This is a genomic window from Bosea vaviloviae (assembly GCF_001741865.1).
Classification (GTDB): Bacteria; Pseudomonadota; Alphaproteobacteria; order Rhizobiales; family Beijerinckiaceae; genus Allobosea; species Allobosea vaviloviae.
The window spans coordinates 1,296,415-1,316,541 of sequence record NZ_CP017147.1; the positions used below are offsets into that span (position 1 = coordinate 1,296,415).

The 20,127-nt window shown below is 66.1% G+C and carries 17 protein-coding genes; 6 read left to right on the plus strand and 11 right to left on the minus strand.

The window, feature by feature from the left end; translation table 11 throughout:
* Positions 1–13: 13 nt before the first annotated feature.
* On the plus strand, positions 14–802 hold the full coding sequence (locus BHK69_RS06135) for a glycerophosphodiester phosphodiesterase (protein ID WP_244548414.1): 789 nt from the start codon (positions 14–16) through the stop codon (positions 800–802).
* Between the two features lie 84 nt (positions 803–886).
* Positions 887–2,464 carry an ABC transporter substrate-binding protein gene (locus tag BHK69_RS06140; protein WP_244548415.1) on the plus strand — a complete coding sequence of 526 codons (1,578 nt, stop codon included), beginning with the start codon at positions 887–889 and terminating at the stop codon, positions 2,462–2,464.
* Between the two features lie 85 nt (positions 2,465–2,549).
* Here BHK69_RS06140 and BHK69_RS06145 read toward each other — a convergent pair whose 3' ends face one another.
* The 3 genes from BHK69_RS06145 to BHK69_RS06155 are packed head-to-tail and all read right to left on the minus strand — an operon-like array spanning position 2,550 to position 6,198.
* A complete protein-coding gene (locus BHK69_RS06145; protein ID WP_069689333.1) occupies positions 2,550–4,022 on the minus strand; it encodes an alkaline phosphatase family protein in 1,473 nt (490 codons plus the stop codon).
* A gap of 41 nt (positions 4,023–4,063) precedes the next feature.
* On the minus strand, positions 4,064–5,053 hold the full coding sequence (locus tag BHK69_RS06150; protein ID WP_069689334.1) for an ABC transporter ATP-binding protein: 990 nt from the start codon (positions 5,051–5,053) through the stop codon (positions 4,064–4,066).
* Positions 5,050–6,198, minus strand: a complete 1,149-nt coding sequence (locus BHK69_RS06155) for an ABC transporter ATP-binding protein (protein ID WP_244548416.1) — start codon at positions 6,196–6,198, stop codon at positions 5,050–5,052. Before BHK69_RS06155 ends, BHK69_RS06150 begins: the two co-directional genes overlap by 4 nt.
* A gap of 383 nt (positions 6,199–6,581) precedes the next feature.
* Between BHK69_RS06155 and BHK69_RS06160 the strand changes: the two genes are divergently transcribed.
* A complete protein-coding gene (locus tag BHK69_RS06160; RefSeq protein WP_069689335.1) occupies positions 6,582–8,615 on the plus strand; it encodes a methyl-accepting chemotaxis protein in 2,034 nt (677 codons plus the stop codon).
* Positions 8,616–8,646: 31 nt separating this feature from the next.
* On the opposite strand, the gene BHK69_RS06165 is transcribed toward BHK69_RS06160, so the two are convergent.
* The 8 genes from BHK69_RS06165 to BHK69_RS06200 form a co-directional block, all read right to left on the minus strand.
* Positions 8,647–9,300, minus strand: coding sequence for a DUF1989 domain-containing protein (locus BHK69_RS06165; protein WP_199579039.1), 654 nt, complete (start codon positions 9,298–9,300; stop codon positions 8,647–8,649).
* A gap of 309 nt (positions 9,301–9,609) precedes the next feature.
* Positions 9,610–10,623, minus strand: a complete 1,014-nt coding sequence (locus BHK69_RS06170; RefSeq protein ID WP_148663334.1) for a hydroxyacid dehydrogenase — start codon at positions 10,621–10,623, stop codon at positions 9,610–9,612.
* Complete coding sequence (locus tag BHK69_RS06175; RefSeq protein ID WP_069689337.1) at positions 10,620–11,456, minus strand: sugar phosphate isomerase/epimerase family protein; 837 nt, start codon at positions 11,454–11,456, stop codon at positions 10,620–10,622. The genes BHK69_RS06170 and BHK69_RS06175 overlap by 4 nt, the downstream gene beginning before the upstream one ends.
* 39 nt (positions 11,457–11,495) lie before the next feature.
* Positions 11,496–12,464, minus strand: a complete 969-nt coding sequence (locus BHK69_RS06180) for a Gfo/Idh/MocA family protein (RefSeq protein WP_158516167.1) — start codon at positions 12,462–12,464, stop codon at positions 11,496–11,498.
* An 11-nt stretch (positions 12,465–12,475) separates the two neighbouring features.
* The gene (locus BHK69_RS06185) at positions 12,476–13,330 is read right to left on the minus strand and encodes a carbohydrate ABC transporter permease (RefSeq protein WP_069689339.1); all 855 of its coding nucleotides are present in this window, start codon (positions 13,328–13,330) and stop codon (positions 12,476–12,478) included.
* The gene (locus BHK69_RS06190; RefSeq protein WP_069689340.1) at positions 13,323–14,213 is read right to left on the minus strand and encodes a carbohydrate ABC transporter permease; all 891 of its coding nucleotides are present in this window, start codon (positions 14,211–14,213) and stop codon (positions 13,323–13,325) included. The genes BHK69_RS06185 and BHK69_RS06190 overlap by 8 nt, the downstream gene beginning before the upstream one ends.
* Positions 14,214–14,364: 151 nt before the next feature.
* Entirely contained in the window at positions 14,365–15,300 is a 936-nt protein-coding gene (locus BHK69_RS06195) for a dihydrodipicolinate synthase family protein (protein WP_069689341.1), read from the minus strand.
* A 15-nt stretch (positions 15,301–15,315) separates the two neighbouring features.
* Positions 15,316–16,119 carry an IclR family transcriptional regulator gene (locus tag BHK69_RS06200; protein ID WP_069689342.1) on the minus strand — a complete coding sequence of 268 codons (804 nt, stop codon included), beginning with the start codon at positions 16,117–16,119 and terminating at the stop codon, positions 15,316–15,318.
* A 199-nt stretch (positions 16,120–16,318) separates the two neighbouring features.
* On the opposite strand from BHK69_RS06200, the gene BHK69_RS06205 reads away from it, so the two are divergent.
* The 3 genes from BHK69_RS06205 to BHK69_RS06215 are packed head-to-tail and all read left to right on the plus strand — an operon-like array spanning position 16,319 to position 20,046.
* On the plus strand, positions 16,319–17,629 hold the full coding sequence (locus tag BHK69_RS06205; RefSeq protein WP_083269159.1) for an ABC transporter substrate-binding protein: 1,311 nt from the start codon (positions 16,319–16,321) through the stop codon (positions 17,627–17,629).
* Between the two features lie 16 nt (positions 17,630–17,645).
* Positions 17,646–19,253 (plus strand): GMC family oxidoreductase, encoded by a 1,608-nt coding sequence (locus BHK69_RS06210; RefSeq protein WP_199579042.1) that lies wholly within the window; start codon positions 17,646–17,648, stop codon positions 19,251–19,253.
* A 49-nt stretch (positions 19,254–19,302) separates the two neighbouring features.
* Positions 19,303–20,046 (plus strand): SDR family NAD(P)-dependent oxidoreductase, encoded by a 744-nt coding sequence (locus BHK69_RS06215; RefSeq protein ID WP_069689344.1) that lies wholly within the window; start codon positions 19,303–19,305, stop codon positions 20,044–20,046.
* Positions 20,047–20,127: the final 81 nt, after the last annotated feature.

Sequence of the window (20,127 nt, forward strand, 5' to 3'; positions counted from 1 at the left end):
GGGCGGGATGATGGTGTCCGCACAACCGCCGGCTTCGGGACGTCCGCTCGTCATCGCTCATCGCGGTGGGGCGCTGCTCGCGCCCGAGAATACGGCAGAGGCCTTTCGGGCAGCGGCGGCTGCCGGAGCCGACATGGTCGAGACGGACCTGCGGCTGACAGTCGATGCTGTGCTGGTCTGCCTGCACGATGCCGATCTGAAACGCCTCTGCGGTGATCCCCGCGCGGTGGCGGAGATCGACCTCGCCACCATTCGCCGCCTGCTGCCGTCGGTGATGACGTTGCAGGACGCCATCGCGGCCTCGGCTCCGCTCGGGCTGCTGCTCGACGTGAAGCTGACCGAGCGCGCCGTCGTTTCGCGCATCCTGCCGCGTATCCTGGCGGAGCTGAGCGAAGCCGGCGCGGCCGGGCGCATACTGCTCGGTCTGCGCGATCTCGATCTCATCGCCATGGCGCGCGCTCAGGCGCGCGAGGTCGCGCTGCTCGCTTTCGCTGCCGATCCCGACTCCGCCGCAAGGGCTCGCGCTGCCGGCGCAAACTGGTTCCGGCTATGGCAAGGCACTGCTACGGCAAAACGCGCGGCTGCGGTTCGGGCCGAGGGCTTGAAGCTTGCGGTCATGGTCGGCCAGCCGCGTTCGGTGGCCTTGCCGGACTATCCGCCTTTCCCGGTCGGACGTGTCGATCGTGAGGGGCTCGATCGGTTGCTTGCACTGTCGCCGGACGCGGTCCTGCTCGACGATCCGCGCCTGCTGGTCGAAGCCCGCGCCGGGCATGCCGATGTCACCGGATTGTCGCCTGGCTGAGGCAAGCCACGCATTCACCGTTCCACTGGTGCCGCCGCGCTGACCTTGCCGGCTTGGCCGCACCGGCTGTTCCAAGGATCCATAATGGTCACGATGTCCCGGGTCACGATATCCCGCCGCCGCTTCCTGGAAGGCGCGATCGCCACCCCCATCGCGCTCAACGCCCAGCCGGGCTTCGCCGCCGGCGAGACCCGCCCGAATTTCACCGTAGCTGTCGCCGATCTGCCGGCGACGCTGGAGCCGGCCCGTGAACTCTCCAATGTCGGCACGCGCGTCACCTATTCGATCTTCGACACGCTGATCCGGCGCGATTTCCTCGGTACGGCCGATGGCGGCGGCTCGGAGCTCAAGCCGCATCTCGCGACCAAATGGGAGCGTGTCTCGCCGCAGGAATTGATCGTCACGCTGCGCCAGGGCGTGAAGTTCCATAACGGCGACGAACTCACTTCCGAGGATGTCGCCTATACCTTTCGTGACGGCCGCCTTTGGGGCGACAAGGCCCAGATCCCGGGCGGCAAGGCTTATTTCGGCGTGCTGGCCGGCGTCGAGCCGATTGACCGCTACAGCGTGCGTTTCCGTACCAGGACACCCGACGTCTTGCTGGAGCAGCGGCTCGCCTCCTGGTGCGCCTGGATCGTCAACAAGCGCGCCTATGAGGCGATGGGCTTCGAGGCCTATTCGAGAAAGCCCGTCGCGACCGGCCCCTACCGGGTCGTGTCGCACAGCGCCGCCGACGCGACCGTGCTCGAGGCCTTCGACGATTATTTCATGGCCAGGCCGTCGGCCAAACGCGTCATCTTCAAGCGCGTGCCGGAACTGGCCGCCCGCGTCGCCGGGCTCGTGGCGGGTGACTACGACCTCATCACCAATATTCCGCCGGACCAGATGAGCATCGTCGCCGACTACAAGGACATCGACGTGCGCTCGGTCGTGCTGGCGAACGTGCATGTGCTCGCCTTCAACGACCAGGACAAGCTGCTTTCCGACAAGCGCATCCGCCAGGCGCTGGTCTGCGCCATCGACCGCCAGAAGCTCGTCGACACGCTGTGGCAGGGCACGGCCCTGGTGCCGGCCAGCCACAATTTCCCCGAATACGGCGAGATGTTCGTCGAGGGGCGCAAGCTGCCCTATGACCCAGCGAGGGCGAAGGCGCTGCTGAAGCAGGCAGGCTACAAGGGCGAGCCGGTCGTCTACCGGACGATGGCCAACTACTACACCAACGCGCTCGAAGCCGCGCAGGTCCTGGTCGAGCAATGGAAGGCGGTTGGCCTCAACGCCTCGCTGCAGGTCGTCGAGAACTCGGCCCAGTTGCGCGGCGCCGGTTCGCAGATCTTCAATTGGTCGAACTCGACCCGCCTGCCCGACCCGCTTGGCTCGATCTGGGTGGCCTGGGGACCGGCCGGCGAGATCCAGGTCTCGAAGTTCTGGAGCTCGGCGGGGGCCTTCAACAAGGCCGGCAATGCGCTCGAGGCCGAGATCGATCCGGTGAAGCGCAAGGCCCTCTTCACCGAGATGCTCGAGATCTGGGAGGACGAGGCGCCGGCCACGATCCTCTACCAGCCGAGCGAAGCCTACGCGATCAAGAAGTCGATCGCCTGGCGGCCGACCACCTTCTATTTCATGGATCTGCGGCCCGACAACCTGTCCTTCGGCCGCAGCTGAAAGCTGCGCGCGAATATGGAAAAGGGCGGCTTTGCCGCCCTTTTCTTTTTGATCTCGCAGGTGATGGGAGGTCGGGTGTGCGCCCTCAGTGCCCGCCGCCCAGGATGAAGCGGCGGCCATCCTGCTCGACGATATCGACATGCTGGCTGAAGCCGCCGCGACCGGCCGAATGGCGTGCGATGCGTGCCTCCTCGCGGGCGGGGCGGGCGAGGTTTCGGCCCTGCATGGTCTGCGCCGGGGCTATCCCGAGCAGGCCGAGGACGGTCGGGCCGATATCGATGATGCCGGCGGGCGCTGAGGACAGGGAGCCGCGCCCCTCCGTCGTCTCGGCTGCGACGATGAGCACGGTGTTGAGCTCGTGCGGATTGATGCCGCCATGCATGCCGCCGCCGAGCGGCACGTCGCCCGGCGTCATCGTTCCCAGGCCCGGCAGGCCGTATTGGTCGGCCGCGAGATCCGATTTCAGGATGAACATCAGGTCCGGCTGGCGCTCATGCCCATTGCCCAGCAGCGCGAGGGACAAGCTGCCGCCCACCACGCCATCGACCTCGTTGCGGGCGGGCGAGAAGACATGCCCGACGGCCGGCTGCTGCATCAGCCAATGGGCGATGCGTTCAACGCCGTCGCGCTCGTCGTTGAGGCGGCGGATCTCGCCGCTGATGCCGCCGGTGGCGACGAAGGCCGCGCCATCGAATTCGTCGCGCTGGGCGACCGCAAAACCCGCTTGGCGGGCGTCGTCGAAGAGTGGGTGGATGGCGCGGGTCGAGATCTGGCCGTGGTCGGAGGCAACGATGACGGCGATGCGCTCCGCATCCGGCTGGGCGTCGACCCAGTCCAGGATGGCGCCGAAGGCCTTGTCGGCTTCCTGCAGCCCGGCCTTGGCTTCGGGCGAGCCGAGGCCCTTGTAGTGGAAGGTCGTGTCGGGCTCGTTGAACCAGACCAGCGCGACATCCGGAGCGAGCACCGGCAAGACATGCTCGACCATCAGCCGCGCGGCGTAGCGCAACTCGCCCAGGCGCGGCATCTCGCGCTCCGGCAGCGGGCCGATTTTCTCCAGCGCCTCGGCCACTGCATGGGGCGTCTGGGTGCCGTCGGCGCCATGCATCGAGAAGGTCCAGTGGCCATTGTCGCGGGCGCGGGGGTTGATGAAATGCGCCGAGCCGGGCGAACCCGTATGCACCACGGCAAGCCGCCGCCCGGCGCGGGCGAGAACGTCGCCGAAGGTATCCACATCGAGGAGGCGCCCGCCATGATGGGCTTCGATCCGGCGAAGATGGTCGACCCGGCCGGTGTCGAAGACATGCTCGGGCATGGCGGCGGCATGGTAGAAGGCGTTGCCGACGATGCCATGCGTGGTCGGCGGCGCGCCGGTGGCGATCGCGCTCGTGCAGACGCGCGTCAGTGAGGGGAAGACACTGCGCGCCTGCCGAAACCAGGTGCCGCGCGCCGCCAGGCGCAGGATGTTCGGCGTTAGCTCGGGCGTCACCATGTCGGGCCGGAGACCATCGAACACTGCCACGATCACCCGGTCAGTGGTCGCCTGTTCACTCTGCGCCATCAGTTTGTCTCCGAAGGGTATGGAAGCGGTTCCTGACGCAGTCAGGCGGCTACGGCAACCGGGCTGTCGACCGCCGGCGCGAGATGGCAGGCGGCGAGCCGCCCATCCGCCACGCGCCGCAGGGCCGGAGCGTCCGTCGCGCACCGCGCCATGGCGCGCGGGCAGCGCGGATGAAAGGCGCAGCCGCTTGGCCGGTCAACCGGATTGGGCGGATCGCCCGACAGCACGATGCGCTCGCGCATGCGCCGCCAGGGCGTCGGCACCGCCGAGACCAGCGCCTCGGTATAGGGATGGGCCGGTGCATGGAACAGCGCATCGGGCGGCCCCTGCTCGACGATGCGGCCGAGATACATCACGGCAACCTCGTCGGCGATCTGGCGCACCACCTTGAGGTCGTGGCTGATGAAGAGATAGGCCATGCCGAAGCGCCCCTGCAGATCCTGCAGCAGGTTGATGACCTGCGCCGCGACGGAAACGTCGAGCGCCGAGATCGGCTCGTCGCAGACCACGAGCCTGGGGTCGAGCACCAGCGCGCGCGCCAGCACCACGCGTTGGCGCTGGCCGCCCGATAATTCATGCGGATATCGGTGAAACAGGTCGGGACGCAGCCCCACCGCCTCGAACAGCGACAGCGCCCGCTCCTGCCGCGCCCCAGGGCCGGTTTCGAGATCGTGGATCTGCAGCGGCTCGACGACCTGCTCTCCGACCGTCAGGCGCCGGTCGAGCGCCGCCAGCGGGTCCTGGGGGACCATCTGCATGGAACGGCGCATGGCGCGCCATCTGGCATCGCGCACCGCCGTGACCGGCTCGCCGGCAAAATCGATCCGGCCGGAGGAAGCCGCGAGCAGGCCCAGCACCAGCTTGGCCGTGGTCGACTTGCCGCAGCCCGACTCGCCGACGATGCCGAGCGTGCGGCGGGCGTCGAGCGAGAAGCTCACCCCATCGACAGCGTGCAGCAGGCGCCGCTCGCCGCGCTCGCCAGCGACGGGATAGTGCCGCGCCAGATCCTTCACCGTCAGAAGCGCGCTCATGACGACAGCCCGACAAGCTCGTCCAGGCGCTGCTCACGCTGATCCGAGGCCCGCTGCTCCGGGCTGCCTTGCCAGCGCGGCAAGGCATCGAGCCGCAGGCAGGCGGATTGGCGGACGCCGCCCACTGGTGCGAGCGGCGGCGGCTCGATTTGGCAGATGGCGGCAGCCGAGGCGCAGCGCGGCGCGAAGGCGCAGCCTGGCGGCATCGCATCGGGCGAGGGCACCGTGCCGGGCACCGGCGTCAGGCGCAGGCGTGGCCCCTCCAGCTCCGGCAGGGCGGCGAGCAGCCCTCGCGTATAGGGATGGTGCGGCTGATGCAGCAGCGTCGAGGTCGCTGCGGTCTCCACGACGCGGCCGGCATACATGACGGCGACACGGTCGCAGAGATCGGCCACGACGCCGAGATCATGCGAGATCAGCACGAGGCCCATGCCGGTATCGCGGCGGATGTCTCGGATGAGATCGAGGATCTGGGCCTGGATGGTGGCGTCGAGCGCGGTCGTCGGCTCGTCGGCGACCAGCACGTCGGGCTCGCCGGCCAGCGCGATCGCGATCATCACGCGCTGGTTCATGCCGCCCGACAATTCATGCGGGTATTGCCGCAGCCGGCGCGGCGCGTCGGCGATGCCGACACGGTCGAGCAGGCGTAGCGCTTCCGCCTGCCCGGCCGCGCTGGAGAGGCCGCGATGCAGTCGCAGCGCCTCGCCGATCTGCGTGCCGATGCGATGCACCGGATTGAGCGAACTCGTCGGATCCTGGAAGATCAGGCCGATCCGGCCGCCGCGGATGCGCGCGATCTCGCGCTCGCCGAGATGCGTGATGTCCTGGCCCGAGAGCAGAACCTTGCCCGAGGTGGCGACGCCCTTGCCGAGAAGCCGCAAGGCCGCAAGCCAGGTGACGCTCTTGCCGCAGCCGGATTCGCCGACGATGCCGAGCGCCTCCCCCGGTGCAAGCGTGAGATCGACGCCATGCACGACCCGGGTCGCGCCATGGCCGTTGCGGAACGAGACCGTGAAGGCCTCCAGCGCCAACAGCGGGGGAGAAGGCGGTGTCGTGCCCCCCGAGCGAGGGATCGCGGAGGGCGAGACCTCCTGCGGGGTCGAGTGATGTGTCGGAGCGTCGCTCATGGCGGCCGAACTACGCATCAGCCGATGACTATCCGATGACACTATCGTCACAGAAGGCCGGTCACCAGGTCGATCCGACAGTATGGCTGGAAACCGGGCTGAGCCTTCATCCCGAGACGCTGCGCAGCGGCATCTCGAAGCATGGGAGCCGTGTTCCAAGGCGGCGCTTCAGTAATATCCAATAAATGGCATCATATGAAGAAATAATCGCTGCAACGTCAAGTTGTTTTGGAACGTATTCATCTGTACTGATTTTTTCGCCTGTATCGCGGCGTTGAAAGTTTCGAGCCCATGCGTTGAGTATGGGGGTAATCCTGAAATTAATCAGCTTTTCATTATTATAGACAAATCTGAGGCGTTCCTGGGCTCGTCACGCCGCCCATTCAACAATGAGCCGCCTCATGAAGAAGCTCTTTCTATTTCGGCTGCCGATCGCGACCCGCCTGGCTATCGTCGGGGTCCTTATCGTGGGCGCGGCGGTGGCCGCATCCGTCCTGGTTTCGATCCATGCCGCCGACAAGGCGATGCGCGAGCGGGCGCAGTCCAGCCTCTCGGTCAACATCAACCTGCTGCGCGATATCCTCGTCGCCAAGGGCGAGCCGAGGCTGGAGGGCGACAAGCTCTATTTCGGTGCTGAGCCGGTGAATGGCAATTTCGCTGCCGTCGACAAGGTCAAGGCGCTGGCCGGCAGCGTGGCGACGGTCTTCATGGGCGATGTGCGCGTTGCCACCAACGTGCAGAAGCCCGACGGCTCGCGCGCCGTCGGCACCAAGCTCGCTGCGGGCTCCGCCTATGACAGCGTGTTCAAGGATCGAAAGACCTATTCCGGCGCGGCCGACATTCTGGGCCTGCCCTATTTCACGATCTATGAGCCGATCATCCAGAAATCGAACAACCAGGTCATCGGCATCCTGTTCGTCGGCATCAGGCAGGCCGACTTCCTGGTCGTGATCGACGAGATGATCTGGGGCAACGTGATCGCCGGATTGCTGATCGCGTTGGTGGGCGGCGCCGTGCTGCTGCTGGTCCTGCGCCGCATGATGAAGCCGCTGGGCAGCCTGAAGGCGGCGATGCACCGGCTTGCTTCGGGCGATATCGAGGCGACCATCCCCGTCATCCGCAGCCGCGACGAGATCGCGGCGATGGCCGATGCGGTCGGCGTCCTGCGCAGCGCCGCGATCGAGAAGGCGGCGCTTGAAACCGCTGCCGTCGCGCAAGCGCGCCTGATCGAAGACACCCGCCGCGCGACCGAAGCCGAGCGTCTGACGGGAGCACAGCAGCAGCTCGAGCAGGCGAAGGAGCTGGAGAATGTCGTCACGGAGCTGGCTCGCGGCCTCGCCGAACTGTCCTATGGCAACCTGACGCATCGCATCGAGATCGCGGTTCCGGCGGCCTATGAGCAGCTTCGCGACGACTTCAACACCACCGTCGATCGCCTGTCCTCGACGGTGCGTACGATCCAGACGACCTCTGCGGATGTGGGCTTGGCCGCCCGCGAGATCACCATGGGTGCTGACGATCTGTCGAAGCGCACCGAGGAGCAGGCGAGCTCGCTGGAGGAGACCGCAGCCACGACCGAGGAGCTCGCAGCCTCGGTGAAGGCCTCGGCCCAGGCCTCGAAGAACGCCGCCGCGATCGCGACCGAGGCCATGCAGGCGGCGCAGACCGGCGGCACGATCGCGACCGAAGCCGTGGCTGCGATGGCCCGGATCGAGAGCGCCTCGCAGAAGATCTCCGACATCATCCGGGTGATCGACGACATCGCCTTCCAGACCAACCTCCTGGCGCTGAACGCGGCGGTCGAGGCGGCACGCGCCGGTGATGCCGGCAAGGGCTTTGCCGTCGTCGCCTCGGAGGTCCGCACGCTGGCGCAGCGTTCAAGCGCCGCCGCCAAGGATATCTCCGGCCTGATCTCGTCCTCCAACATGGAGGTCGATGCCGGCGTCAAGCTGGTGCGCCAGGCCGGCGACGCCCTGACCCAGATCCTGGCGGCCTCGCAGAAGGTCGCGGCGACCATCGCCGAGATCTCGGCGGCGTCTGGCGAACAGGCCAACGGCATCGACGAGATGAGCCAGGCTGTCGCCCATCTCGACGAGATGACGCAGGCCAATGCGGCGCTCTCCGAACAAAGCGCGGCCTCCGCCTCCTCGCTGTCCTCGCGCATCGGTGAGCTCAACAACCTCGTCGCGGCCTTCAGGACTGGCCCTGAGGCTGCAACCGGCTCATCGGCCAATTACGCCCCGGCCCCAGTGAGGGCTACAGCGTCCGGCACGGCTTCCGAGCCCGAGCGCCTGCGTAAGCTCGCCGAAGCCGCCTTCGGGCAATCCCGGGCGCAGGCTCCAGCCAGATCCGCTCCCGTCCCGGCGCGGGCCTCTGCACCGGCCAAGCGCGCCGTCAACGGCCGCGCCAATGACGCCGGCTGGGAGGAGTTCTGAGCGGCGAAACCACGCCCTCAGGCCAGCCCCTTCAAGGAACCCAGGGCTGCGAGGGCGGGACGGCAGGGAAGCTGTCCTCGATCACGCCGTAATGCGCATCGCGCGGGATATTGGCCGCTCCGCCCTGGATCGGCACGATATCCTGCGGACAGGCGGAGAAGGCGACCACGCAGTCCATATCGGCGCGCAGGCTCATGTAATCGCCCGCCCGGCCCGGTGTCGGCGCGGTCTTGAGGCTGCGCCCATCAGCCTGCACGGCGATGTTCATGAAGATATTGAACGAGGCCAGGATCGGCCGCGGCGCCGTCAGGCCGATCTCCGCGAGGCCTTCGAACATATTGTCCAGGCAGTTGCGGTGATAGCCTTGGACGCCGAGGCGGTGGTAGCGATGGCAGTCGCAGGCCGCCATGAAGGTGTCGTGGATACCGGGCGAGGTGTCCTCGACCAGCGTCAGGATCGGGTTGCGGTAAGTGCTGACGAAGCTGTCGCCGATGATCGGGTTGAGCCGCTGGCTCCAGACGCGGCTCGCCTCCATCGACATGTGCTCGTCGAGATCATGGCCGTTCCAGGCCCAGCAATCGACGACCTGGGTGCCATGGGTGTTGATCAATCGCACGGTCTGGCCGGCCTTGAGCCGGAGCGCCTTGCCATGGCCGGCGGGAATGGTCGTCAGCAGCAGGGACATGTTGCGCGTCATTCCACCGTGAAATGCGCTTCGGTCGGCATATGGCCGACGCCGTTGATCGGCAGGATGTCCTGCGGGCAGGCGCTGAAGGCGATGACGAGATCCATCTCGGCGCGTAGCGCGACATAGCTGCCGGGGGTCGAGACCGGCGCTTCGAAGGAGAGCGAGCGGTCGGGCCTATGAGAAAAGCCGGCCCTTGTCCTCGCCCGGCCAGCTCTTCGCCAATCTCCTCATCGCCGCGCATGAGGGCGGCTTTGCTAAAGCGTTTTCGAGCGAAGTGGACGCAGCGGGTCCAAAGCCTGGTGGCGGTCATCCAAATTGTTCAGCGTGGCGTTGCGAAACTTCGTGCAGGAGCGGCTCGCCCCGGTGGAAGCGCAAGACCTCGCTGATTGCAAGATCGGCAAGGCGCCGGGTCTCATATCCCGCAGCACCTGCGACATGCGGCGTCACGAAGGCGTTCGGGAGCGACAGAAGAGGCGAATCCGGAGGCAGCGGCTCCGGCTCGGTAACGTCGAGGATAGCGGATATGCGGCCATCCCGCAGGGCCGCGATGAGAGCCTGCTGGTCGACCAGGCCACCGCGCGCCGTATTTACGAGTGTTGCGCCTTGCTTCATGTGGGCGAGAAACGCGGCATCGACGATACCGCGCGTCTCGTCGGTCAAAGGGGCGTGCAGGCTGATCACATCCGACAGCGCCGCCAATTCGTCGCGATCGACGAGGCGTATATTGGCATCCGAGAACTCTTCAGCATTGGCATATGGATCGGCGAGCAGCACCGTCATGTCGAAGGGCGACAGCAGACGTAGGAGCTCCCTGCCAGTGCGCGACGCTCCCAGGATGCCGACGGTTGGGCCGTAGTTTCCGGGCGTATCGGGCGCCGTCCATGGATACCGGTGCGGCCGGCCCTTATCGCGATAGAATTCCCTGGTGGCCAGAACCTGCTTGTTGGCCCAGAGAATCGCTGCGAGCGCGTACTCCGCGACCGGCCGCGCATTTGCAGCCGCTGCCGAGGATATGCGAATCCCCCGCGACCAGAAGCACGGCGAGACGATCGGCTTCACGGCCGACCCCGTATGCGCGACGAAGCGGAGCTTCGGCATACGGTCGAGAAGTGGTTCGTCGAGGGGCGGGCATCCCCAACCCGCAATGACGAGCTCGATCTCGGCCAGAACCGAGTCCGGGAGATCCCCGGGCGCGGCGGCCGGCTCCGCCGTCAGGAGGCGGAAGGCTGCGAGCCCGTTCCGCTGTGCGTCGCCCATCATGTCTGGCGCACGCACCCGGTCGTAGAAGAGCGCTAGCCCGGGCCCTGTCGCCGGCGTCATGCCGTTGCGGCCTTCAGCATCGCCCGCAGAGCGTCGCGCGAGCGCGCCAGCCCCTCCTCGGCCGGTGGAAGCTGGTCAGGAAACCATCGCCGCTCGTATTCGAGGCTGAGGCTGCCTCGATAACTGTCGCGCACCAGGGCGCCGATGATGCCGGGCCAGGGCACGAGGCCGTCGCCCACCGCTACGGCGTGGCGTTCGCCGGCCTCGTCAAATCGAAAATCCTTGACGTGCACATGGCGTATCGGCCCCTGCAAGGCATATCCGTCCGGAAAGGCTTCGGCCTCCATGACGTCGAGATTAGCCTGGTCGTAGAGGATGCCGTAGGCCGGATGGTCGATCGCCCGCAGGGCCCGCATCGTCAGGCCCGCCGAAAGCGCCATCGTGTCCATGTGATTTTCCAGGCAGAGCGTGATGCCCTGCCGCGCCGCAACATCGCCGAGCTGCCGGCACGGCCCTACCATCCGCGCAAGAGCCGCTTCGACATCCTCCAGCGGCACTTGCGCGCCGGCGAAGATGCGCACGACCTCGCAGCCGAGCTCGGCGGCAAGCGCGATCACATGGCTCAGTTCCGCGACGGCTTGCTGCCGCGCGTCGGCGTCGACCGCGTTCATGCCCTTGGCATAAGGTGTCAGCGTCAGGATTTTCGTGCCGACGGCTGCAGCTTGCGCGGCCAGCCGGCGCGCATCGGCGAATGTGGCCTCGGGCGGCAAGGCACAGCGATAGCCGGCCTGGCAGATCAGCTCGACGCCGTCGAGGCCGAGCTCTTCGGCGAGTGCCAGCGCGCCCTCCGGATCACGGTCCGGACATGCCATGGAATGCATCAGGATGCGCATCGCGTTTCTCATTTCACCGGATGCGGCCATGCCGGCCGGTCATTGCCATTGGGGGACGCGCGCCTCGGCGCCGTCGGCCGCGGCCGAACGCTCTGCGGCATCGATCACGGCCTGGGCACGCAGCCCGTCGCGGCCCGTCACGGGGGGCGATTCGCGTGCCGCAAGGGCTTCCGTGAAGGCCTTCAGTTCCGCCGCAAAAGCATCGACCGGTGCAAGTGCGTGTGTCCGTGAGCCATCGGCTGTGACGGTGAGGAGGAGATCGGAGCGCTTGCCGAGAACATATCCGCGCTCGCCGACGATCTGGAATACGACGTCCTCTCGACCCGCCACGTCGGGATAGTCAGCGAGATAACCACCCTGGATGCGGGCCTCGACGCGCTCGCCGAAATTGATGTCGATGAAGGCCTTGTCTTCGCCGGCGCGACCGATCTCGCGATCGGTCCGGGCGCGCACGGCGCAGGGGTCGGCATCCAGCACCCAGCCTGCGAGATCGATCATGTGCACGAGCATGTCCCTGAGCACGCCGATGTCGGCGTACCAGATCCGCTCGCCTGGTGGCGTGGGCTGGTAGAACGAGAACGTGGCGTAGCGCGGCCGCCCGATCAGGCCTTCGGCGATCAGCCGGCGCGCCGTAGCAAAAACCGTCTCGAAACGCATCTTGAAGCCGAAACCGAGCGCGAGGCCCGCAGCCTCCATGGCGGCGGCCATCTCGCGGCCCTCGTCGAGGGTCACCGCCATCGGCTTCTCCAGGAAGACGTGCACGCCCGCCGCCGCGCAATCCATGACCGCGCCGTGGTGATGCGGGGTGGGGCTGCAGATGCAGGCGACATGGATACCGCCCGCGCGCAGCAGATCGCGATGACCCTGATATGCCGCCCCGCCCGCCGCCACGGTACGCGCGCGTTCGAGATCCGGATCGCTCGCCGCGACGATCTCATGGCCGAGTGCGGCCAGGCGATCGGCGTGGATGCGCCCGATCATGCCGCATCCGATGATCGCGATCCGCAACGGAACCATGCTCAGCCTTTCACGGCCCCAGCCGTCAGACCGGCTGCCATGCGGTTCTGCACCGCGAGGAACAGGAGAAGCGTGGGAATGATCGCGAGCGTCGTCGCCGCCATCGCGGTTCCCCATTGGGCGAATTCGCCGCCGACGAGGCTGTAGAGGCCGACCGAGAGCGTACGCTGGTCGCCGGCGCCCAGGATGATCAGCGACAGCAGGAACTCGTTCCACGACGAGATGAAGGCGAACACCGCCACGGTCACGAGACCCGGTGCGACGAGCGGCAGGGTGATACGGAAGAACATCGTCAGGTTGCTGGCGCCGTCGATCCGCGCCGCCTCCTCGAGTTCGACGGGCACGCGCCGAAAGAAGGAAATCAGCATCCAGGTCGAGAACGGGAAGGTGTAGGCGATGTGCACGAGCACGAGCCCGGCCTGCGTGTTCGCCAGCCCGACGAGATTGACGACCAGGAAGAGCGGGATCGCCACCAGAATGGGCGGAAAGATGTAGGCGATGAGCAGCAGCTTGGTCAGCGCACCCGAACCTCGGACCAGCCGGCGCGCCAGCACATAGGCCGCCATGGCGGCGATCGTCGTGCCGAGGATCGTGCTGGCCAGCGCGACGATGGCGCTGCTCTTGAGAAAGCTGAGGAACGGCGTGGAGGTGATGACGTCGCGATAGTTGTGAAAGCCGAGATCGTCGAGCGAGAAACTTGGCGGAAAGCGGTAGAGCGCCGCATAGCTCTTCAGGGACGAGAAGATCATCCAGGCGAGCGGGAACAGCGCCCAGGCGGCGAGCACTGCGAGAATAATGTAGGGCACGGCCAGCTTCAACAATGAGCCGGCGCGGGGGTGGGCAACGATGTCAGGCATCGTCCTCCTCCCTGAGCAGCCGCAGGTAAAGCACGGTCGTGACGGTGAGGATGGCCAGCATCAGCACGGAAACGGCCGCCATCCGGCCGAGTTCGTATTGCGTCCAGCCGGTTTTGAACGCGTAGATCGGCAAGGTCGTCGTGGCATCGATGGGACCACCGCCCGTCGTCAAATACGGGAACTCGAAATTGTTGAAGACCCAGATCGTACGCAGCGTCGCGAGCGTGGCGACGATGCCCTTCAGCCCCGGCAGCGTCACGTACAGGAACTCCTGCCAGGGAGAAGCGCCGTCCATACGAGCGGCCTCGTACAGCTCCTTCGGAATGGTCTGCAGGCCCGCGATCATGGCGACCATCATGAAGGGGAAACCGAACCAGACATTCATGGCGATCAACGCCACCATCGCCGTCTCGGTCTCGCCAAGCCAGGCGTGCGGCATGCCGATCAGCCCGAGGACCATCATGAAATAATTGGCGACGCCGTAGCTCGCATCGAGCATGTAGCGCCAGGCGAACGCCATGATGATCGCCGGAAAGGCCCAGGGCACGATCAACGCCATGCGCAGGAGCGATCGCCCGGCCGTGACCTTCTCGAGGCAAAGCGCCGCGACGAGCCCGACGAGAAGCTGGAGCGCGACCGACACGAAGGTCCAGACCAGCGTGCGAAACGTCGACGTCACGAATTCCGCGTCGGCCAGAACGAGGCGGAAATTCTCGAGCCCCGTGAACCGCCACCCCTCATAGATCAGATTGGCATTGGTAAAGGCGGCGACGAGGTTCCAGACGACCGGATAGGCGACGATGCCGACGAGGCATAGCAGGCCGGGCAGGATGAACAGCAGCTGGAAGTGTCGGTCGAACGCCGCAAAAAGGCGCGTCGTCATGCGCTGGCCGGACGCTGATGCCCGATGATGTCCCGAGGACAAGGCGGTTACCATTGCCGCCTTCCGCTTCGCGCTTGTGGCTGGCACCGGTCCGACGACCATGTTCGGTCTGGCTTTGGGGCGCATTGCCCGCTTCTGGTGTCGGACACTCTCATGGAATGAGGCCAGCCTCGCGCCCGAGGCGCGCGATGACTTCGCGCTCCTCGCTTGAAATGCCGAGCTGCGGCCTGCGCACCGCCGCGTGATCGATCACGCCCTGCATCACCAGGAGCTCCTTCATGCGTGGTCGGAAGTCGCGGATCGGTGGGCGCCAGCAATAACGGGCGAGCGGCGCCAGCCGCGACCAGATCGCAAAGCCCTTCGCGGTGTCGCCGGCGCGATGGGCGCGCTGCATGTCGACCAGCTCGGCGACTGCCGTACCGGCAAAACCGATCAGCGCGCCGCCACAGCCCATCAACATCGCCTCATAGATGAACGTATCGCTGCCCGTGAGAATGCCGATCGGTCGTTCCAGGCGCGAAATACTTTCCACGGCCTGGATCGTCTGATTGGCGTCGAACGACGATTCCTTGATCGCGATGACCTCATCGATGCTGGCGAGCGCCGTGAGCATGTCGCCGGAATAGTCCGGACCCCATCCACGCGGGAACTGGAATGCGATCAGCGGCACTCTGAGCGCCTGCGCGATGTCGCCATGGAAGCGGCGGATCATCTCCGCCGGGATCGGCGAGCCGATGAAGACCGGCATGGGCGGGAAGACGCAGAAGCCTTCGGCGCCGGCCGCCAGCAGGTCGCGGCCATGGGCGATCATCGCCTCCGTCGAGCCTCCGATCAGCCCGCTCAGCAGCGGCACACGGCCGGCATTGACCTCGGCGCAGACGCGCATCACCTCGACGCGCTCTTCGGCGGTCAGAGCGGGTCCTTCGGCCGCATCCATATTGACTGCGACCGCATCGGGCTTCTGCGAGACGATCCAGTCGGTATAGCGGCGTAGCGAGGCCCAATCGATCGCGCCGTCCGGAAGCATCGGCATGAACGGCGCCGAAATCAGGCCGCTGAACGGGCGCGCGAGGCGGGAGGCGACCATCGATATCTCCAATGTTCAGGCAGTGGCCGCGCGGGCCAACGGAGAGAAGAAGTCGGAGCCGATGCTGGTCTGCGAAAGCTCTCGCGCCGCACCCACAAGGCTCTGAGACAGCTGGCGCATGCGCGTTTCGGTCAGGCGGAAGCTCGGGCCCGCGATGCTGACCGTGCCGATCGCCTGTCCGCTGGCCGACGACATGATCGCGCAGGCCATCGCCGAAGCGCCGACCGCGGCGCTTTCCACCACCATCGCGTAGCCATCGGCCCTGGTCTTGTTCAGCCGCCGCTGCAGAACGGCCACGGTGCGCGGTGCGTTGGGACCGTATTGCGCCGCATGCTCCAGCCCCGATGCAATCGCGATAGCCATCGCCTGCCGATCATCGAGCGTCGCGAGCCAGGCCTGCCCCGTCGCCGTGCAGAACAGGGTCGGATGCCCGCCCATCTCAGGATCGTAGCGCATGCCGGATCGCGCGCCCTGCGCCTTCGCAACCCAGGTCATGGTGTTGCCGTCCACGACAGCCAGGCGCACGAGCTCGCTGCTTTCCCGCGCCAACTGGTCGAGCACGGGCTGCGCGACATCCACGACGCCGCTCGCCGCCAAATAGGAGAAACCGAGCGAGAGCAGCTTGGTGGTCAGCAGGTAGTGACCGGTCACGGGCTCCTGCCGCGTCAGGCCGAGTCGGCCGAGCTCGGAAAGCAGGCGATGCACCGCGCTTTTCGGGACTTCAAGTTCATCCGCCAATTGCTGCAGCGGCAGGCCGCTGCGCGCCGCACTCAGCAGTGCGAGCAGGTTGAAGGTGCGTTCCAGAAGACTGCCGGCCATTGATTGATTCCTGAACTGAGTTCTAGAAATCCAGAACGAAGGCCACGTGTCAAGCAGGGAAGGATTCAGATTCTTCAGTTTTTACAAATCAGTATTGAATCTCGCTTGTTGACATGCAGTCGGGCTTTAATGTTATTTTCGGAACTGAGTTCAAAAATTGAGAGATGCCGATCAGCATCCGATCAGGGAGGGACAGGACATGCGTCTTCAGGTTTCGCGACGGGCCTTGCTCAAGGGAGGTGCGGCCGCGGCCACCCTGTTCGCCGCTCCGGCGGTTCGCGCGCAGGGCGAGCGCAAGGTCGTCTTCTGGCACAGCTACACACAGAAGATTCGCTCCGACTTCATGCGCGGCGTCGCGGACCGCTTCCAGGCGGCCAATCCCGGCATCAAGGTCGAGATCGAGGTCATGTCATGGGCCGCCTTCGGGCAGCGCTGGCCGGCAGCGCGCGCCGCCAACGCCCTGCCCGACGTCGCCATCACGCTCGGACGCAATGCCATCCCGATGTCGATCGCTGGCGCGCTCCACTCAACGGAGCCGGTGCTGAAGGCGCTTGGCGGACCCGAGGCCTTCATTCCCGGCCTGATTGAGAAGTCGTGCAAATTCAACGACGCCTATGTCAGCCTGCCGCACTACGTACACAGCTTCATCAACGTCTACCGGAAGGACCGCCTCGCAGCCGCCGGCCTACCCGTCCCGGTGACCTGGGAGGATAATCTCAAGGCCGCGCTCGCGATGACGAAGCCGCCAGAGTATTACGGGAACATTCTGAAGCTCGCGAAGGACGACTATGCGGGCGCCGAGTTCCTGTGGTGCATGACCCAGTCGGCTGGCGGCCACTTCTACGATGCCAAGGGTCAGGTCCTGTTCGACAGCGAACCCGTTCGCCAGGCGGCCGAATGGCTCGCCGAGATCGGTCGCAAGACGAGCGGCCCCGGCATCGCCAATCTTCGCCTCGCCGACACGTTCAGCCTGGTGAACAGCGGCAAGCAGTCCATGTGCAACGATAGCGCCGCGATCATCGGTGTCGCGGCTCAGGACGCGCCGGACGTCGCCAGGAACCTCGACGCGACGCTGATGCCGAGCAAGGTGACCCCGGGCTATCAGACGAACCTGATCGCCGCGGTGCTGCCCAAGGGCAGGAACAGCGAGGACGCGCAGAAATTCCTCGCTTATCTCTTCGCCGAGGAGAGCTATATGCCCTTCCTCACGACGATCCCGCTCTTCATGTTCCCGGCCTATCGCAAGGCGGACATGAAGCGTTTCACCGACAATCCGGTGATCGCCGCCTATCCGAATGTGGTGAAGTCAACGCTCGACAGCGTCGAGCGCGGCGTCATGGCCGGCATGGATTTCGGCCTGAATCCGTTTGCGGCGCCGGTGCTGACCAGCGGTCTCATCGAGGACATGCTGCAGCGGATCATCCTCAACGACCGGCCGGTCAGGCAGGAAGTCGCCGCGACAGCGGAGAAGATGGACCGGCTGCTGCAATCGATCCGCTCCCGCCTCTGAAGCGGCCGGGCCAGTCGTGGAGATCAAAACCTTCGACTACATCGTCGTGGGCGCCGGGTCGGCGGGCTGCGTGCTCGCCGCCCGCCTTTCGGAGGCCGGGCGTCACAGCGTGCTGCTCGTGGAGGCCGGCGGCGCCGACACCAATCCTCTTATCCACATTCCCATGGGCTATCCGCGCCTCTTCGCGGACACTGCGATCAACTGGGCCTATGAGAGCGAGCCGGAGCCCGGACTTCAAGGCCGCACGCTCTTCCAGCCGCGCGGCAAGGTGCTCGGCGGCACGAGCTCGATCAACGGCATGGTCTATATCCGCGGTCAGCGGGAAGATTACGACGCGTGGGCGGAACAGGGCTGCGTCGGATGGGATTGGCAATCCGTGCTGCCGTATTTCCGCAAGGCGGAGGACCAGGTTCGCGGCGCCGACGATACGCATGGTGTTGGCGGGCCTCTCCCGGTCACGGAGCCGGCCTATGTCTGGCCCATCGCCAAGACCTTCCTCGAGGCCTGCCGGCAGTCAGGACTATCAGCCAACGCGGACTTCAATGGCCCGAGCCAGGAAGGCTACGGGCTCTATCAGTCGACGATCCGCCGCGGGCGGCGGATGAGCGCGGCGGCAAGCTACCTCGCGCCGGCGCGCCATCGGCACAACCTGAAGATTCGCACCAGAGCCCTCGTCACGCGTGTCGTGGTCGAGGATCGGCGCGCGCGCGGCATCGAATATCGTCTCGGGGCTGAACTGCGCCGGGCAAATGCGCTGCGCGAGGTGATCCTTGCGGGCGGCGCCTTCAACTCGCCTCAGCTCCTGCTGCTGTCCGGCATCGGCCCGGCGGGCGAGATCAGATCCCACAACCTGCCGGTCGTCTGCGATTGTCCAGACGTCGGGCGAAACCTCCAGGACCATTTCCAGACATCGTTGATCTACCGCTGCGGCCAGGGGCGGACCCTGAACGACTTTGCCCGAAGCCCGATACGGCAGGGAATCGCCCTCGCACGCTATCTGACGACCGGCGGCGGACCGCTCGCCGCCAACGGTCTGGCAACGGCCGCCTTCGTCCGGAGCAGGCCGGACCTGACGCGCCCGGATCTCAACCTCTACATCAATCCCGGCAGTGCAGCTAAGCGGGGGCGGGATGGTGTTGCGCCCGATGCTTTTTCCGGCTTCACCATGAGTCCCGTCCACATGACGCCGAAAGCACGCGGAAGCGTGCGCCTTCGCAGCGCCGAGCCGCATGACGCCCCCAGCATCAGCTTCGGCTTCCTGCAGCACGAGGACGATATCGCGGCATTGGTCTCGGGCATGCGCTGGATCCGGCGTCTGGCCGCCCAACCCTGCTGGGCACCTTGGCGGATCGAGGAGGTGGCGCCGGGACCACATATCGAAGGCGACCAGGATCTCGTCTCCGATCTCCGCGGGCGCGCCTTCTCGAACATGCATGCCGCCGGCACCTGCCGAATGGGGGCAGACTCGGGCTCCGTCGTCGATCTCGCGCTTCGCGTTCGAGGGATTGAGGCGCTGCGTGTTGTCGACGCATCGGTCATGCCGCGCCTCATCAACGGCAACACCAATGCGCCGACGATCATGATCGCCGAGAAGGCCGCGGACATGATCCGCAACAGCGTCTGACAAGGCAACAGCTTCTGACAAGGCAACAGCTTCTGACAAGGGAAGAGAGATGTCCGAGCGGTTCGACGGCAAGCGCATCCTCGTTACGGGCGGCACGTCCGGTATCGGCCTGGCAGTGGCCAAGGCGTTCGGTGCGCTCGGCGCCGCGGTGACAGTGGCCGCGCGTTCCAAGGCGGGACTGGATCATGCTCTTGGTGTTCTCGCCGTCGATGGTGTGACGGCAGAAGCGCTCTGCTTCGATGTCTGCGACGAGGAGGACGTCGTCGCGGCCATTGCCGCGCGGCGGTTCGACGTTCTGGTGAACAATGCCGGCATCCATGCTCCCGGCAACATTCTCGAGATTGCCTCGGAAACCTTCGACAGGATCATGGCGGTCAATGTGCGGGGTGCTTTTCTCGTGGCCCGAACTGTCGCGCGTTCTATGGTTTCTGCCGGCATCAAGGGCGTGATCATTCAGACATCGTCGCAGCTCGGGCATGTCGGCGCCGCCGGGAGGGCCAGCTACACGGCAAGCAAGCACGCGCTCGAGGGGCTGAACAAGTGCATGGCCCTCGATCTTGCGCCGCACGGAATCCGTTGTGTCTGTGTGTCGCCGACCTTCACGCGAACCGAGATGACGGAGCGGGTGTCGGCAACGTCAAAGGAATTCTCGGCGCAGGTTTCCCGCATGCCGCTGGCTCGGCTGGCAGAGCCCGAAGAAATCGCAAGCGTGATGGTTTTCGTCGCCAGTTCCGGGGCCGCAATGATTACGGGCTCATCGATCATGGCAGATGGCGGATGGACCTGCCTCTAAAGGCCCCAACAGGCTCTAGATGTTTAGTCCCGGCATTTTCGGGCTCGACGTCCATCGCCTGCAGATGAGCTCGTAAGGCTC

Coding starts and splice junctions, on each gene's coding strand:
- BHK69_RS06195 (WP_069689341.1), bottom strand. CDS start 15,300: ATGGTCGCCTCCCGCCTCGCGCGCCCGTTCAGCGGCCTGATTTCGGCG.
- BHK69_RS06205 (WP_083269159.1), top strand. CDS start 16,319: ATGCGTCTTCAGGTTTCGCGACGGGCCTTGCTCAAGGGAGGTGCGGCC.
- BHK69_RS06160 (WP_069689335.1), top strand. CDS start 6,582: ATGAAGAAGCTCTTTCTATTTCGGCTGCCGATCGCGACCCGCCTGGCT.
- BHK69_RS06185 (WP_069689339.1), bottom strand. CDS start 13,330: ATGCCTGACATCGTTGCCCACCCCCGCGCCGGCTCATTGTTGAAGCTG.
- BHK69_RS06145 (WP_069689333.1), bottom strand. CDS start 4,022: ATGGCGCAGAGTGAACAGGCGACCACTGACCGGGTGATCGTGGCAGTG.
- BHK69_RS06170 (WP_148663334.1), bottom strand. CDS start 10,623: ATGACGCCGGCGACAGGGCCCGGGCTAGCGCTCTTCTACGACCGGGTG.
- BHK69_RS06155 (WP_244548416.1), bottom strand. CDS start 6,198: ATGCGTAGTTCGGCCGCCATGAGCGACGCTCCGACACATCACTCGACC.
- BHK69_RS06215 (WP_069689344.1), top strand. CDS start 19,303: ATGTCCGAGCGGTTCGACGGCAAGCGCATCCTCGTTACGGGCGGCACG.
- BHK69_RS06140 (WP_244548415.1), top strand. CDS start 887: ATGGTCACGATGTCCCGGGTCACGATATCCCGCCGCCGCTTCCTGGAA.
- BHK69_RS06190 (WP_069689340.1), bottom strand. CDS start 14,213: ATGACGACGCGCCTTTTTGCGGCGTTCGACCGACACTTCCAGCTGCTG.
- BHK69_RS06175 (WP_069689337.1), bottom strand. CDS start 11,456: ATGCGCATCCTGATGCATTCCATGGCATGTCCGGACCGTGATCCGGAG.
- BHK69_RS06150 (WP_069689334.1), bottom strand. CDS start 5,053: ATGAGCGCGCTTCTGACGGTGAAGGATCTGGCGCGGCACTATCCCGTC.
- BHK69_RS06200 (WP_069689342.1), bottom strand. CDS start 16,119: ATGGCCGGCAGTCTTCTGGAACGCACCTTCAACCTGCTCGCACTGCTG.
- BHK69_RS06165 (WP_199579039.1), bottom strand. CDS start 9,300: ATGTCCCTGCTGCTGACGACCATTCCCGCCGGCCATGGCAAGGCGCTC.